The following is a 15,801-nucleotide window of genomic DNA, read 5'->3' as shown; positions in this document are numbered from 1 at the left end:
CACTTTGACTGCGCATCCCCCTCGTCGACTGGTCATAGTGCGCAGTGAAATCTTTGACCGTTGCACATTTTGTCACGTGCTCCGATGCTTCAGGACATGACGCACACAGCGGAACCCCAGGGTGCTCTTGACGACGTGAGCTACGACCAGCTGCGTCAGCTCGTCGGCCTCGTCGACCACGACTCTTCGACCGATCCCTTCCCGGTGAAGTCGATGGACGCGGTGGTGTTCATCGCGGGCAACGCCACGCAGACCGCGTGGTTCTACCAGGTCGCGTTCGGCATGCAGCTCGTCGCGTACTCCGGTCCGGAGACCGGGAACTTCGAGCGCAAGTCGTTCGTGCTGAAGTCCGGCTCGGCCCGCTTCGTGATCACCGGCGGCGTCCAGCTCGACTCGCCGCTGCTCGACCACCACCGCCGCCACGGCGACGGCGTGATCGACCTCGCCCTCGAAGTCGCCGACGTCGACCGGTGCATCGAGCACGCCCGCGCGCAGGGCGCCACCGTCCTCGAGGAGCCGCACGACGTCTCCGACGAGCACGGCACCGTGCGCGTCGCCGCGATCGCGACCTACGGCGAGACCCGCCACACGCTGGTCGACCGGTCGAAGTACACCGGCGTCTACCTGCCCGGCTACGTGCCGCGCGAGAGCGCCATCGTCCGCCCCGAAGGCGCGCCGAAGCGGCTGTTCCAGGCCATCGACCACTGCGTCGGCAACGTCGAGCTCGGCAAGATGGACTACTGGGTCGACTGGTACCGCCGTGTCATGGGCTTCGTGAACATGGCGGAGTTCGTCGGCGACGACATCGCGACCGAGTACTCGGCGCTGATGAGCAAGGTGGTCTCCAACGGCAACCACCGCGTCAAGTTCCCGCTCAACGAGCCGGCGGTCGCGAAGAAGAAGTCGCAGATCGACGAGTACCTCGAGTTCTACGGCGGCGCGGGCTGCCAGCACATCGCGCTGGCCACCAACGACATCGTCACGACGGTGAAGGCGATGCGCGCGGCGGGCATCGAGTTCCTCGACACCCCGGACTCCTACTACGAGGACCCGGAGCTGCGCGCGCGGATCGGCGAGGTCCGGGTGCCGATCGACAAGCTCAAGGAGAACCGCATCCTGGTCGACCGCGACGAGGACGGCTACCTGCTGCAGATCTTCACCAAGCCGATCGGCGACCGCCCGACGGTGTTCTACGAGCTCATCGAGCGGCACGGTTCGCTCGGTTTCGGCAAGGGCAACTTCAAGGCCCTGTTCGAGGCCATCGAGCGTGAGCAGGAGCGCCGCGGCAACCTCTGACGGCGAGACGCCATCAGGCTGGACCAAGGCGACCACTGACCCCGGCAGTTCGCAAGGCGTGAAAGGGCTCTTCATCGCACTTCGTGTGGTGAAGAGCCCTTTCGCTGCGTGACGGGGCCGACTTTGTCGCCCCGGGGTGGTACACCGGACGAGCACTAGGCTGTTCGACGAAATACGCGAAACACCGGAACCGGTGGCGTCTTCGAACCGTCAGTGTGAAGACGTCAGCACGCAGCTTGGAAGGGTCCCGATGCCGGACAACGTCGACGCCAGCGAACGCATGGTGGACAACTGGACGAAGCAGATCCAGGAGACCGCGGCGCGCTATCAGGCGATGGCCGCCCGCATGCAGGGCCAGACCGTGACCGAGCGGTCGAAGGACAACACCATCGAGGTCACCATCGACTCGAAGGGCCTCCTCACGAACCTCGTCATCTCCGAAGCCGCGAGCGGCAAACGGATGGCGGAGATCTCGTCGCAGGTCATGCGCCTCGTCCAGCTCGCGCAGTCGCGGATCCCCGAACTGCTGCAGGCGGCGATGGCCGAGACCGTCGGCACGACCGACGAGACGGCGAACAGGGTGATCGCGGAAGCGCAGAGCACCTTCCCGGAAGCTCCGCCGGAGGAGAACCTCGCACCGCCGGAACCCGAGCGGCACCACCGCTTCGGCCCGGAGGAGGACGAGCCCTCGCTGCCGCCCGCGCAGGCGAACCCGCCCCAGAATCCACCTCAGCCGAAGCCAATCCCGCGCCGCCGCCGCACGCAGGACGACGATGACGACGACTTCGGCGGCAGCATCCTTTCGTAGACGTTCATCCGGCCTGGTAGAGGGGAGAAACCATGGCAGGCAAGGGTTTTGAGCTCGGCGCCGACCTCGACGCGCACGCCAAGCAGATCGACGGCATCGCCGACGGCCTGCGCACGGCGGTCGACGCCGCGCAGCAGGTGAGCATGCCGACCGACGCGTACGGCATCATCTGCCAGCCGTTCCGGATGATGCTCGACCCGGTCGAGGAGTTCGGCATCAACGCGCTGAACAAGGCCGTCGAGGCCGCGACCGCGGTGGCGAACAACGTGCGGTCCGCGTCGAACGCCTACCAGACGCAGGACGAGAACTTCGCCGCCGAGTTCAAGAACGCGCAGGTGCCTGACTGATGCCCGAGGGAAACCCGCTCGTCGCAAAGGCGCCGACGGATGGCGACGGCCCAGGGCCGCTGACAGCCGGGAACAGCGAATACGGCTACGCGGCGGGCATCGGTGTCGCCGAGTCGGCGATGGACGCCTTCAACGGCATCTCGAACGGCGACTGGATCGGCGGCGGGCTCGGTGTGCTGAGCCTCGCGGGCGAGCTCGCCAGCGCCGCGATCGACCCGTTCGGCTATCTGATGTCGTCGGTGGCCTCGTTCCTGATGGAACACATGCAGCCGCTGAAGGACATGCTGGACGCCGTCGCCGGCGACCCGCCGGTCATCCAGTCGTACTCCGAAACCTGGGGCAACGTAGCCAAGAAGCTGGAAGACACCCAGGTCGAGTTCTCGAACGCGGTCAAGAACGGCACCACGGGCTGGACGGGCGAGGCGGCCGACCAGTACCGCAAGCAGGCCGCGGAACAGGCCGAGGCGATCAGCGGCGCGGCGACGGTCGCGGGCGCGATCAGCACCGTCGTGATGATCTTCGGCGAGATCGTCGCGTTCGTCCGCGAGTTCATCCGCCAGCTGATCGCGGACGCGGTCGGCAAGCTCATCGCGTGGGTCATGGAGACGGTGTTCTCCCTCGGCTTCGGCACGCCCGTGGTGGTCGCGCAGGCCGTCACCGCGATCGCCAAGTGGGCCGCGAAGATCGCCGACAAGCTCAAGGAACTGTGCGACGCGATGCGGCGGGTCTCGCCGCTGCTCGGCAAGCTGGCCGACGTCTTCGAGAAGATCATCAAGATCTTCGGCAAGATCGCGGGCAAGGTCACCGGCCTGGACGTGATCAACACCAAGAACATCAAGCCGGGCGGATTCATCCAGCGCGGCGGCAGCGGCGGCGGATCCGGTGGGTCCGGCGGCGGGTCGGGCTCAGGTTCCGGGGACGGTCCGGACGGCGACGGTTCCGGTAGCGGTAGCGGTAGCGGTTCCGGCGATGGATCCGGCGGCGGCAACTCCGGCGACACCGGCAGCGGCCCGAACGACGGCTCCGGCGGTGACACCGGCCGGCCGGGTGATTCCGGCTCGAACGGCGGGTCCAGCGGGGACACCCCGTCGAACACCACCCGCAGCGGCGACGGTGGCGGCTCGTCTTCCCGTTCCGATGGCGGCTCCCCCAACCGCGCCGGCGATGGACCGTCCACTTCGGACGGTGATGCCGGCGGCAACGGTTCCCCCGGCACCGCCCGCTCCGACACGTCGTCTCCGCACACCCGGTCCGACGGCGGCTCGCCGAGCCCGAACCGCGCGGACACCGGCGGTTCGCCCAGCCACACACCCGACAGCGGCTCTCCCACCCCGCACACGCGGGCGGACAGCGGCGGTTCGCCCAGCCACACCCCGGACAGCGGCTCCTCCACCCCGCACACCCGCGCCGACAGCGGTTCGCCCGCTCCGCACACGCGGGCCGACACCGGCGGCTCCCCGAGCCACGCCCCCGACAGCGGTCCCCCTGCCCCGCATACGCGGGCCGACAGCGGCGGATCGCCCAGCCACACCCCGGACGGGGGCTCGCCCGCTCCGCACACCCGTACCGACAGCGGCTCCCCCAGCCACACCCCGGACAGCGGTTCCCCCGCCCCGCACGCACGCGCCGACAGCGGCGGATCCCCCAGCCACACCGGCGACGGCGGCGGCTCGCCCCGCACGCACGGCGGCGACGGCGGCGGCGGTTCCCCCACCCCGCGCACCGACTCGTCGCCCGGCCACCACGGCGGCAACGACGGCGGCAGCCCCACCAGGCCGACCGACAGCGGCACGACGACCAGCGGCACCGCGCCCACGGCACCGCGTCTCGGCGACGCCGGTCCGTCGCACATGCCTTCGCAGCGCGGCGGCACCGGCGGCGACGGTTCGCCGGGTGTCCCGCCGCAGGGCCAGCCGATCGCCGGCGGCATGCCGCCTCAAGGCGCTCCGGGCGGCACCCCCGGCGGCGCTCCGGGTTCACCCGGCGGCAGGCCGCAGGGTGGCGGCTGGACGGGCACGCCCGGTTCGCCGCGCACCCCGGACCCGCATGCCCCGCGCACGCCCGACACCCACACCGGCCCCAGCCGCGGTCCAGGTCAGACCGGCCCCGGCGGACGGCCGAACCAGCCGCATCAGCCTCAGCCGGTCGCCCGTGGCAACGACTTCGGCCCCGGCGCCCAGCCGCACACCGGCACCCCCGGTTCGCCGGGCACGCACGGCCCCGGCAACCGGCCGGGCGGCACCGGCCCCGGGAACACCGGCCCGGGCGGCCGCGGCCCCGGAGGCCACTCCGGGCCGCCACACTCGCCGGACGGGCACGGCCCGCGCCAGGACCCGAACGGTCACCCCGACGGTTCGCCGCACGACCGCGGCCCCGACGGCGAGCCCGATCGCCCGCTGACGCCGGACGAGGTCAACCAGCGGCATTCCGAAAGCACGCCCGCGGGTAGTTCGTACCACCGCGGCGACGCCGACATGGGCGACCTGCCGCACCGGGTCCACCCGGATCCGGACGGCCGCTACACCGTCGACGTGCACGTCACGCCGGACGGGCACGCCCGCATCGGCAACCGCACCTACACCCCGGAAGAGTTCGCGGACATCCTGCGCCGCAACGGGGATTACGACGGCCGCCCGGTCCGGCTGATCGGCTGCGACGCCGGCTCGAACGATTTCGCGCGCCGTCTGTCGCAGGAACTCGACACCGAGGTGATGGCACCGAGCAAGCCTGCCTGGACCGACTCGAACGGGCGCGTCTTCTCGTCCGACTACGAGATCGGTCCCGATGGCCGCCCCCGGCCCAAGATCCCGCCGAACGGCGAATGGGACGTCCACAGCCCCGACGGCACCGCCCGCCGGGCCAGTGACGACGGCTTCACCCCGGACACCTCGCACGCGGACAAGCAGGACGTGGACGCCGACAGCGCCCGCGATCGCGGGCAGGGCGACGACCTCAACCCTCAGCATCAGATCGACGGACGCTGGGAGGAGCCCGACTTCACGCCGCCCGCCCGTCCCGTCCGGCTGGGCGACGATCAGTCGTTCTTCGACCCCACGACGCCTCCGCGCAGGCTCGACGCCAACACGCGGTACGACATCACCGACGCGGACGGCAATGTGCGCAGCCGGGTCTACACCGACGCGAACAGCAACGTGACACATGTCGACGCCGTCGCGCCGAACAAGCTGCACGGCCCCGGTAACCCGGAGGTCATGCGCCCGGCGCCGAACTCCGACTACCGCGTGCAGGTCGGCCATCGGCACGACACCTTCCCGACCGACGCGGACGGCAACGTCCGGACGGTGACGCACACCGACGTGAAGACCCCGCACGGCAAACAGGACGTCACCCGGGTCGACCACATCGAGTCGCCGCCGAAGCCCCGCGATCAGGTGCGGATCGAGGCGGACGACCCACGCGCACCCGGCGCGAACGACGCGTTCAGCCGGCGCACCGACCTCGACGCGAACACCCGCTACCACGTCACGGACGCCGACGGGAATCCCCGCGGCAGCTTCCAGACCGACGGTGACGGCAAGGTCAAATGGGTCGAAACCCCGGAAAGCACACCGGACCGGCCGAACCCCGAACTCAGGGAACCGTTGCCGGACAGCAATTACCGGATCGACCGTGGGCCGCTCCACGAGGAGTACCACGTCGGGCCGGACGGGCGCCCGGAACACGGCCAGGAGTTCAACCCGCCGCCGCCGCAAGGCGATCCGGTGCCGCACCCGAACGCCGTGCGCCAAGACCAGCCCTTCAACCGCCTCCACGCCAACGAGGACGGCAGCCCAAAGCTCGACGCGGACGGCAACCCCACGCTCAGGCCGAACAGCGTGCACCAGCCGACCGACGAGTACGGGCATCCGCGAGGCGACTTCTACACCGACGACACGGGCCGTATCACCCACGTCGACACCACCAGCGGTCAGCGTGGCCGGACGAACGCCGAGGTGGGGGCCGCCCAGGGCGCGGACATCACCCAGGACGGCCACTACGGCACCAAGAACGCCAGCAAGGTCCAGGATTCCTGGCCCACGCCCGATCGCGAGGTCACCTACTCGCATCAGCCGCCGCCGCGGAGCAAGGATCCACGCGGATTCGTCGACGGCGACCCGGACGCGCTCAGCGACGCCCAGCGCAAGGCGATCAGCGACAAGATCGCGGCCAAGGACCCGATCGCGGGCCGCGACAACCTGCCGCCCAACACCCGTATCCACGTGGTGGACAAGGACGGCCTGCCCTACGGCTCGTTCCAGACCGGGCCGGACGGCCGGATCACCCACCTGCACACCGGGCAGCCGTTCAACCCGGATCTGAACAATCCGCCGCCCAACGCGACGATCCGGGTCGACCACGGCCTGGAGATGCACGACAAGGACGGCAACCCGCTCAACCGTCGTTCCCCGGGCGAGATCCACCGGACCGACGAGCGGGGCAACTCGGTGGTGACCTCCGCCCCGCCGGATCCCGGTGGCGCCAGCAACGTCCGGCGCGACGGTACGGCGCAGTCCACCATCGGGGCGGACGGCGGCAAGGACGCGTCGGGGAAGAACATCGACGACGGCGGCCACCACCGCGGCACGTCCGTCGGCGGCTCCGGCGAAGGCAGCAACCAGGGCGCGCAAGGCAGGGTGGACAACAGCAACGCGGGCGCCAAGGAGCTCGAAGGCACCTACGATCCCGACGACAGCTGGTACCAGATGGAGCGGAATCGGGACGACTCCGGCCTCGCTAGTAGGTTGGAGAACGAGGATATTTTCGAACTCCGGGATCCCGGCGTCGACGACGCGCACACCCGCCAGTACCGGGCATACGGCCCGGACGCCGAAGGCCGGATCTCGGTAATCGTCAGGAGCTTCCCCAATGACCACAACGACCCACTCTGGCCCAATGACTTCCGGGGGTGAGAGTCACGAGGACCTGATCCAGCAGCTCGGCACCGCGCTGCTGAATCTCGTCCCCGTGGAAGGCTGGCGGCGCATCGACCTGGTCAGCGCGATGACGGTGCCGGCGCAGGATCTCGGCCTCACCGTCATCATGGACGACGGTTCCCGGCCGGAGATCTCGCCGCCGCACGAGCTGAACGTGATCCTGGCGAAGCTGCGCACGCTGCTGTACCGGCCCGGCCGCGGCACGTGGTTCTCCGCCCGGATCTCGATGAATCCGCCGGGAGCGATCTTCTACAACTACAACAACGACTACGAACCGGTGCTCACGCCGCCCATGGAGCCCGAGCACTACGTCGAAGACCTGAAGATGTTCCCCAGGGATCCCGAACACATCCCGGCCTGGCTCGGTGAGAAGCTCGCGGCGGCGAACGACAAGGAGCGCGACTGATGCCCATGCCCGTTGTGCCGACGAGCGCGGCACAGGCCAATCAACTGTTCAAGGACTTCACCACCTGGATGGTGCACTCCGTACCGTCGGACTACGAGCAGCTGTTCCTCAACTTCCGTTCGGTGGGCGACTACGTCGAGATCTCGGCCCACGTGCTGACCGTGATGGGCACGAGCACGCCGTGGACGCCGCCGACGGGGGTCGCGGACTTCTTCGTGGAGCTGCGGGACAGCATGGCCCAGCCGGACGAGGGCGCTTGGACCTCGGTCCGCTATCACATGGTGCACCCGGGCGGATACTCCGTGGAGTACGACTGGGACGGCGAGCCCGACTGGGATCACGTCCCGCCCGCCGGGTTCTTCGCCCAGGAGCTGGAGCGTTACCCGCGGACCGGTGAACGCGCGGAGTGGCTTCAGCGACGTGCCGCCGGCCAGGCGGACTGACCATCGGTGAGCGAGGGGACATGAGCCGACCACAAGTGCCGTTGAACCAGCAGCAGCAACAGCAGCTCGTCTGGCAGATCGGCCATGCCCTCGCGACGCCGCTGCCGCCCGGCTGGCAGCAGATGCGCGTCGAGTACCGCGCTGCGGGCAGGCATGTCGAAGTCGACCTGCTCGTCACCGGCCAGGACGGGTTGCCGCGTCCGGTGCAGCCGAGCCAGGAAGCCGTGCAGCTGCTCGGCAACCTGCGGGCGGGGATGTACCTGCCCGGCCGCGGGACCTGGCTGAGCGCGATCCTGGTCTACGGTTCGGCGACCGTGCTCAGCACGGACTTCCTCGCGGACGTGGAGCCGCCGTGGCGGCAGGCGCCGCCGCAGATCGGCTTCCAGGACGAACTGCGGTTCTTCCCGCGCGCCGAGCAGTCCATCCCGCCCTGGCTGCGGCAGCGAGCAGGGCTCGACGCCGCCCCGCCGGCCGAACCCGCGGTGGCGACTCCGCTCGCCGAAACCCCGGAGGCACTGCGCGTCCCGCGGGTCCACGACGGCCTCGACGAGTCAGGGCATCCGGTGGTGAACCGCGAGCCGCTGTCGCCGGCCGAGCGGGATCGCGTGCTGCAGTACCTCGACGGCGCGCCGGTCGTGCTGGCGTCGCGGACCTACGACGCCGATGCCTTCGACCCCGACAGGGAACCGTTGGTGCCGTTGAACTTCCGCACGGACGGCCGGTGGTACTGGCCGGGCGCGGTCGCCTACTACCTGCGCGAACACGACGTCGCTCCCGACCCCGAGCTCCTCGGGCACATCCGGGCGTTGCGGTTCACCCTGCCCGAGGTCGGCGAGCCCGAACGGGAGCTCGCGGTCGCCGCGATCACCGGCCGGCCGTCCACTTAGGACTCAGGCGGCCGAGGCCGATCCGCGGCCGGAAGTTGCCACCTGACGGATACGTCACGTGACAAGTTCGCGGTCCGGGTACTCTTGACGGCGTCGGCGAAGGCGACCAGGGAGCGAACATGGCACGGGGGAACATCGGCAGGGTCCGGGCGACCCGCTCCGCCGGGATGCTCCCGGTCGTGCTGGCCCTCACCTCGGCCGCGCTGCTGACCGGCGCCGCCGTCTACACGGTCGACCATGCCGGCTGCGTGGACCCGGGCCAGTACATCCGGCACGACAACCACATCGAGCTCGTCGGCGGCTGCATCGACGGCTCGGAGCTGCCGGCCACGCCGAAGGGGACTTCACACGAGGCGGACGCGAAGAGCGGCGTCACCCCCAGCAACTACCGCCCCTGACCGGGCGCTTCCTCCCACCACACCGCGCTGACCAGCGCGAAAGAGCAAGGGACCTTTGCTGCCATTTGCTTAGCATGGCTACGCGAACGACAGCAAAGGTCCCTTGCTCACTCCCTGGGCTCGGCGGCGGTCAGCCCAGGGCCTTGGCCAGATCGGCGACCAGGTCGCTGCCGTCCTCGATGCCGACCGACAGGCGCAGCAGGTTGTCCGGCACCTCCAGGGTGGACCCGGCGGTGCTCGCGTGGGTCATCCGGCCCGGGTGCTCGATGAGCGACTCGATCCCGCCCAGCGACTCGGCGAGGATGAACAGCTTCGTCTTCGACGCGGCTTCGAGAGCGGCCTGCTCGCCGTCGACGTGGGTGAACGAGATCATCCCGCCGAAGCGCCGCATCTGCTTCGAAGCGACCTCGTGGCCGGGGTGCTCCGGCAGGCCCGGGTAGTAGACGCGCTCGACCTTCGGGTGCTTCAGCAGCATCCGGGCGATCAGTTCGGCGTTGTCGCTGTGCCGCTCCATGCGCAGCGCGAGCGTCTTGATCCCGCGCAGGGTCAGCCACGCGTCGAACGGGCCGGGCACCGCGCCCGCGGCGTTGCGCAGGTAGAACAGCTGCTCGCGCAGTTCGTCCTCGTTCGTCAGGATCGCGCCGCCGACGACGTCGGAGTGCCCGCCGAGGTACTTCGTCGTCGAGTGCAGGACGACGTCGGCACCCAGCGAAAGCGGGTTCTGCAGGTACGGGGTGGCGAAGGTGTTGTCGACGACCAGGCGGGCGCCGGCGCCGTGCGCGACCTCGGCCAGCGCGGCGATGTCGGCGATCCCCAGCATCGGGTTCGTCGGCGACTCGCACCAGATCAGCTTCGTCTCCGGCCGGATCGCCGCCCGGACCTCGGCGATGTTCCCCAGGTCGGCGACCGTGTGCTCGACACCCCACAGGCTGAGCACCTTGTCGATCAGCCGGAACGTGCCGCCGTACGCGTCGTTGCCGAGCACGAGGTGATCTCCGGGCCGCAGGGTCGCCCGCAGCAGGACGTCACTGGCCGCCATCCCCGACGCGTACGCCAGACCGTGCCGCGCGCCTTCGAGCGCCGCGAGCGCGACCTCCAGCGCGGTGCGCGTGGGGTTCGCGGTCCGGGAGTACTCGTAGTCGCCTTCGCGCGTGCCGCCGACGCCGTCCTGCGCGTAGGTCGAGGTCTGATAGATCGGCACGATGACCGCGCCGGTCCGGGGATCAGGGGTCTGCCCGGCGTGGATCGCGCGCGTCTCGAAGCCCAGCAGAGAGTAATCGTCGGCCATACCTCCAAGGGTACGGCCACCCACTCGAGATCCCATCGTCTGGGATTGAACTCACCACTGCGCGGGTGGCTGTCCCTGCTGCTGGGCACCGGGAGCGGGCGGGTACCCGGGCTGCGGCGGGTATCCGAAGTTCGGCGGCTGCACGGCGCCCGCGGCCGTGTTCTTGGCCGCCAGCCAGCGCGCCGTCGGCGGGATCAGCGCCAGCACGAGGGTCACGATCGCCGGGATCAGGACCACGAAGAGGAGCCAGCCGAAACCGAAATGCAGCATCACCCCGCCGTACGAGAAGTAGAAATGCGAGCCGAGCGCCCGGAGCAGGAAGGTCAGCGCCACGAAACCGATCGCGGCCGCGGCTCCGATCACGGTGAGCAGCCGCCCGGCGCGTTTGCGCACGAGCAGCAGGATCCCGCCGCTCAAGAGCAAGGCCGCGCTGACGAGGTCCAGCACCGCCCCGACCACGAGGAACGAAATGACGTAATGGGAGAGCTCGATGACGTGGGACACGGTCCCGGCGAGGAACCAGAGCCCGCCGAGGATCGCGAAGATCCCGGCCATGATCGCGGTCGCACCGCTCGGCTGCCGTGCCATTCCCGGCGGCGGGTAGGCGCCGGGTGCCGGGTAGCCGCCCTGCGGCGGGTAGTGCTGGTAAGTCATTTCTCCCCTTGCCGATTCCTTGTGCCAACCCCGGCTACCAGCCGGGAAGCCGATCCTGCTTCGACGGCTCTTCGTCGTCGCGCCGTCGTCCCTCCAGCCAGTCCGAGGTCGGCCTGATCACCGACAGCACCAGCGCGGAGAAGGTCATCACGAACAGCATGAAGGCGACCACCTCACCCGTCACCAACGTCTCTCCGTCCACTTCGGCGAAGAAGTAGGGGCGGGCCGCGCCGTTCGCGAGCAATGTGGCCACCAGCGCGAGCGCCGACCCGACCGCGACGAGGGTGCGGCCGAGTGTCCTGCGCAGCAGCAACAAGACGCCGCCCACGAACAGGGCCGCCGTCAGCGCCCCGTTCCACGCCATTCCGACGAAGTACCGCGGAGCCGGTTCGAGAAAGGCGAGTTGCCCGACGAAGGTGCCCGCCTCGGACAAGTACCGCATGCCGCACAGGATGGCGAGAACGGCCGCGCCGATCGCGGTCCGCGAAGACTGGTTCTGACCCATCGAACTCCCCCAAAGCCGAGCCGGACGGCTCAGGATCTCACCATCCGCCCTGGCGGGGAACCTGATTCTGCGGCCGATACGGCTGCACGGGGGCAGGCCGCCAGCGCAGGTACCTGAACGTCGGAGGGAGCACCGCCAGCAGCAGCGCCACCAGGCCGAACACGACCATGGCCAGCCGGAGCACGCCGTCGAAGGTCGCGAACCGGAGCAGGATGTCGAGATGGATCCGGTACGGCACGCGGAACGCGATCGGTTCCAGCACGACGGCCAGGATGGCGAGCAGCGAGCCGAGGATCAGCAGGATGGCGCCGATCAGTGAACGGAAGAACGTCGTCAACGCGCCCATCAGGAGGAACAACGCGGCGACCAGGTACAGCACCAGCTCCACGAGCGCGAAGCCGGGCAGGTTCGAAAGGCTGAACCCCGACGGGAGCTCGATGAAGTAGCGGATCGGGATGAAACCGGACGCGAGGGCCCCGACGAGGCCGAGCACCGCGGCGATGATCGCCGTCGCCCCGGACGGCTTGGCCTGCGGTGCCGGATACCCGAAACCTGGCGGTCCGGGCTGCTGGGCGGGATATCCGTACGGACCGGTCACGTCGCTCCCGTCAGGCCGGGTGTGGAGGTTAACGGCGCTCACCCTAGCCCGCGGGCACTGGCCGTGGCAGGCGAATCGGCATACCCCGGCGAAAACGAAACGCCCCCGGCCACGGGCCGGGGGCGTTTCGAACGAAACCGTTCAGCGGCGGCGAATCACCACTGCTGCGGGGGCTGACCGGGCTGCTGGCCCGGCTGGCCGAAGCCGCCACTGGGCGGCCCCTGCTGCCCGGGCTGCTGCCCGAAACCGCCGGGCTGCTGCGGAGCCTGGCCGAAACCACCCTGCGGCGGCTGACCCGGCTGGGCGAACCCTCCGCTGGGCGGGCCCTGCTGACCCGGCTGCGCGAAACCACCCGAAGACGGACCGGGCTGCCCGGGCTGACCGAAGCCACCCTGCGGCTGGCCGAACTGTCCGGGCTGACCCGGCTGACCGGGCTGTCCCGGCTGGCCGAAGCCACCCTGCGGCGGACCGCCGAACCCACCGGGCTGTCCGCTCTGCGGAGCGCCCAGCACCGAACCGCCGCCACCGAGGCCGACGAACTGCGCGGTCGCCGGGATCAGGCCCAGCACACCGACGATCAGGATCACGATGCCGAGGAGCAGGTGCAGCAGGCCACCGCCGATACCGGCGCCTTCCCTGGCGGAAGGCGGCAGCTTGTCCAGGAAGTCCGACGACGGGGTCGAACCGCTGAGCAGGAGGACGCCGAACAGCACCAGCAGCGCACCACCGGCGGCGACGATGATCGGCGCGATCTTCTTCACCGTGCCGGGGAGCTTGCCCGCGAGGGCGAGCCCCACACCACCGGCGAGGGAGACGAGCGATCCGACCAGCAGCATGATCACGTAGAACCACGTGGCGCCCGGACCGGCGACACCGGCCTCGTCGAGGAACTTGTCGATCTGTTCCTGGTTCGGCGCGCTGTCGAAGATCTTCGAGTAGTCGCTGGCGTCACCGAAGTAGACGAACGACACGATCAAGGCGATCAGGCCGAGCAACGCCACGACACCGCCGGCGATGAACCCGAACATCTGGTTCCCACCGCCGCCGCCGGCACCCGCGGCGCTGTAGCCCGGGGGCGGCCCGCCGAAACCGGGCTGCTGGCCGAAGCCGCCCTGCGGCGGTCCGCCGAAGCCCTGCTGCGGCTGGCCGAAACCAGGCTGCTGCTGGCCCTGCGACGGGTCGAACCCGCCCTGCTGGGGCCCGCCGAAGCCCTGCTGCTGACCGAAGCCGCCGCCCTGGGCGCCGTAGGCACCGGCGGCCGGGTTGTCGGCCGCGCTCGGCGGCGGGGCGTACGGGATGGCAGGCGGCTGCGAACCCGGCGGCACGAGCTGGGTGGACTCGGCGGTGGGGCTTTCCCCGCCACCGCTCACCGGCTGCACGACCTGGGTCGCGTTCGCGTCACCGGAACCCGGCTGGACCGGCTGCACTACCTGCGTGGGCTCCGGCGTGTCGCCGAACCCGCCGCCCTGGGGCTGCTGCTCTTGGGGAGGTTGCTGCCCGTACTGCGGCTGCCCGTAGTCGGGCTGGGCCGGCTGACCGGGCTGCACCACCTGGGTCGGTTCCGGGGAACCGAACGGGTTGTCTTGCTGCGGCTGAGGGCCACTCGGGGGTCCCTGCGGTGGCTGGGCGCCACCCCAAGGCTGATTCGGTGGCTGCGGAGCACTCATTTGGGTCTTGAACCCCCTTGACGAGGACATAAAAGTTCAACTCACCCGACACGCTATCGGATAGCCGGGTGGGCCGCTCGTAACGCCCCGGCCCGACCATCCGATGAAATGCTTCTTTACCGTCCCGCGAGAAACGCGAGCAGGTCGTGCCGGGTGACGACCCCCGCCGGTTTGCCGTCGACCAGCACCAGCGCGCCGTCCGCGCCCGAGAGCGCGTTCATCGCCGCGCCGACCTGCTCACCGGCGCCGATGGTCGGCAACGGCGGCGACATGTGCTGCTCGAGCCGGTCGGCGAGCTGGGCTTTGCCGGTGAAGAGCGCTTCGAGCAGGTCGCGCTCGTTGACCGCGCCCACGACTTCGGCCGCCATGACCGGCGGCTCCGCGCTGACCACGGGCATCTGGCTGACGCCGAACTCCGAAAGGATCGCCACCGCTTCGGCGACGGTCTCGTTCGGGTGACTGTGCACGAGGCTGGGCAGCGAGCCGCTCTTCTTCATTAGGACGTCGCCGACGGTCGCGCCGCTGGAGTCCGGCGGCAGGAAGCCGTAGGAGGACATCCAGCTGTCGTTGAACACCTTGGTGAGATAGCCGCGGCCGCCGTCGGGCAGGAGCACGACGACGACGTCGTCCGGGCCGAGCCCCTCGGCGAGCTTGAGCGCGGCGGCGACGGCCATGCCGCACGAGCCGCCGACGAGCAGCCCCTCTTCCAGCGCGAGGCGGCGGGTGATGTCGAAGGAGTCCGCGTCCGAAACCGCGATGATGCGGTCGGCGATGTCGCGGTCGTAGGTGTCCGGCCAGAAGTCCTCGCCGACACCCTCGACCAGGTACGGCCGCCCGGTCCCGCCGGAGTACACCGAGCCTTCGGGGTCGGCGCCGATGACCTGGACGCGTCCGTCGCTGACCTCCTTGAGGTACTTGCCGGTGCCCGAGATCGTGCCGCCCGTGCCGACGCCCGCGACGAAATGCGTGATCTTGCCCTCGGTCTGGCTCCAGAGCTCCGGGCCCGTCGAGTGGTAGTGGCTGGCGGGGTTCTCGGGGTTGGCGTACTGGTTCGGCTTCCAGGCGCCCTCGATCTCACGAACGAGGCGGTCGGAGACGTTGTAGTAGGAGTCCGGGTGCTCCGGCGCCACCGCCGTCGGGCAGACCACGACGCGGGCACCGTAGGCCTTGAGCACGTTGCGCTTGTCCTCGCTGACCTTGTCCGGGCAGACGAACACGCATTTGTATCCCTTGCGCTGCGCCACCATGGCCAGCCCGACGCCGGTGTTGCCGGACGTCGGCTCGACGATGGTGCCGCCGGGCTTCAGTTCGCCGGAACGCTCCGCGGCTTCGATCATCCGCAGCGCGATGCGGTCCTTGACGCTGCCGCCGGGGTTGACGTACTCGACCTTGGCCAGGATGAGCGGTTGCAGCCCCTCGGCCAGTGCGTTCAGCTTGACCAGAGGGGTGTTGCCCACGAGGTCCACGATGTGCTCGACGTATTCCACTCCCACAGCCTAAACGCCGCTGGTCGGGATGTGTCCACTCAACCGGGCGGCGTGAAAACCGCACTTTCGGAGAGTGGCGTGGG

General features: G+C 69.9%; 14 protein-coding genes. 8 read left to right on the top strand and 6 right to left on the bottom strand.

The features are described from left to right. The first annotated feature begins 96 nt into the window (after positions 1–96). From hppD to MJQ72_RS15005, 8 genes are all read left to right on the top strand, one after another. The gene (gene hppD / locus MJQ72_RS15040; RefSeq protein ID WP_240599750.1) at positions 97–1,296 is read left to right on the top strand and encodes a 4-hydroxyphenylpyruvate dioxygenase; all 1,200 of its coding nucleotides are present in this window, start codon (positions 97–99) and stop codon (positions 1,294–1,296) included. A gap of 250 nt (positions 1,297–1,546) precedes the next feature. After that, on the top strand, positions 1,547–2,104 hold the full coding sequence (locus MJQ72_RS15035) for a YbaB/EbfC family nucleoid-associated protein (protein WP_240599749.1): 558 nt from the start codon (positions 1,547–1,549) through the stop codon (positions 2,102–2,104). 32 nt (positions 2,105–2,136) lie between these two features. Continuing rightward, entirely contained in the window at positions 2,137–2,451 is a 315-nt protein-coding gene (locus tag MJQ72_RS15030) for a type VII secretion target (protein WP_063277624.1), read from the top strand. After that, entirely contained in the window at positions 2,451–7,361 is a 4,911-nt protein-coding gene (locus tag MJQ72_RS15025) for a hypothetical protein (RefSeq protein ID WP_240599748.1), read from the top strand. The genes MJQ72_RS15030 and MJQ72_RS15025 overlap by 1 nt, the downstream gene beginning before the upstream one ends. Beyond that, entirely contained in the window at positions 7,345–7,791 is a 447-nt protein-coding gene (locus MJQ72_RS15020; protein WP_125694224.1) for a hypothetical protein, read from the top strand. Before MJQ72_RS15025 ends, MJQ72_RS15020 begins: the two co-directional genes overlap by 17 nt. After that, positions 7,791–8,234 (top strand): hypothetical protein, encoded by a 444-nt coding sequence (locus MJQ72_RS15015; protein WP_240599747.1) that lies wholly within the window; start codon positions 7,791–7,793, stop codon positions 8,232–8,234. Before MJQ72_RS15020 ends, MJQ72_RS15015 begins: the two co-directional genes overlap by 1 nt. A 20-nt stretch (positions 8,235–8,254) precedes the next feature. Beyond that, on the top strand, positions 8,255–9,121 hold the full coding sequence (locus MJQ72_RS15010) for a ferredoxin (protein ID WP_240599746.1): 867 nt from the start codon (positions 8,255–8,257) through the stop codon (positions 9,119–9,121). A gap of 119 nt (positions 9,122–9,240) precedes the next feature. Beyond that, positions 9,241–9,519: a hypothetical protein gene (locus tag MJQ72_RS15005; protein ID WP_240599745.1), complete on the top strand. Its 279-nt coding sequence runs from the start codon at positions 9,241–9,243 to the stop codon at positions 9,517–9,519. A gap of 130 nt (positions 9,520–9,649) precedes the next feature. Here the strand turns inward: MJQ72_RS15005 and MJQ72_RS15000 are convergent, their stop codons facing one another. From MJQ72_RS15000 to MJQ72_RS14975, 6 genes are all read right to left on the bottom strand, one after another. Continuing rightward, positions 9,650–10,807: a cystathionine gamma-synthase gene (locus MJQ72_RS15000; protein ID WP_240599744.1), complete on the bottom strand. Its 1,158-nt coding sequence runs from the start codon at positions 10,805–10,807 to the stop codon at positions 9,650–9,652. A gap of 51 nt (positions 10,808–10,858) precedes the next feature. Further along, positions 10,859–11,461 (bottom strand): hypothetical protein, encoded by a 603-nt coding sequence (locus MJQ72_RS14995; protein ID WP_240599743.1) that lies wholly within the window; start codon positions 11,459–11,461, stop codon positions 10,859–10,861. 34 nt (positions 11,462–11,495) lie between these two features. Beyond that, positions 11,496–11,966 carry a hypothetical protein gene (locus tag MJQ72_RS14990; protein WP_240599742.1) on the bottom strand — a complete coding sequence of 157 codons (471 nt, stop codon included), beginning with the start codon at positions 11,964–11,966 and terminating at the stop codon, positions 11,496–11,498. A gap of 37 nt (positions 11,967–12,003) precedes the next feature. Continuing rightward, complete coding sequence (locus MJQ72_RS14985; protein ID WP_240599741.1) at positions 12,004–12,564, bottom strand: hypothetical protein; 561 nt, start codon at positions 12,562–12,564, stop codon at positions 12,004–12,006. Between the two features lie 155 nt (positions 12,565–12,719). Further along, positions 12,720–14,114, bottom strand: coding sequence for a hypothetical protein (locus tag MJQ72_RS14980; RefSeq protein ID WP_240599740.1), 1,395 nt, complete (start codon positions 14,112–14,114; stop codon positions 12,720–12,722). A gap of 233 nt (positions 14,115–14,347) precedes the next feature. Continuing rightward, a complete protein-coding gene (locus tag MJQ72_RS14975; protein WP_016337213.1) occupies positions 14,348–15,718 on the bottom strand; it encodes a cystathionine beta-synthase in 1,371 nt (456 codons plus the stop codon). Positions 15,719–15,801 lie beyond the last annotated feature (83 nt).

It is taken from the genome of Amycolatopsis sp. EV170708-02-1 (assembly GCF_022479115.1).
Taxonomy (GTDB): Bacteria; Actinomycetota; Actinomycetes; order Mycobacteriales; family Pseudonocardiaceae; genus Amycolatopsis.
The sequence above is the reverse complement of the archived record's forward strand: the minus strand, read 5'-3'. Positions and strand labels throughout refer to the sequence as shown.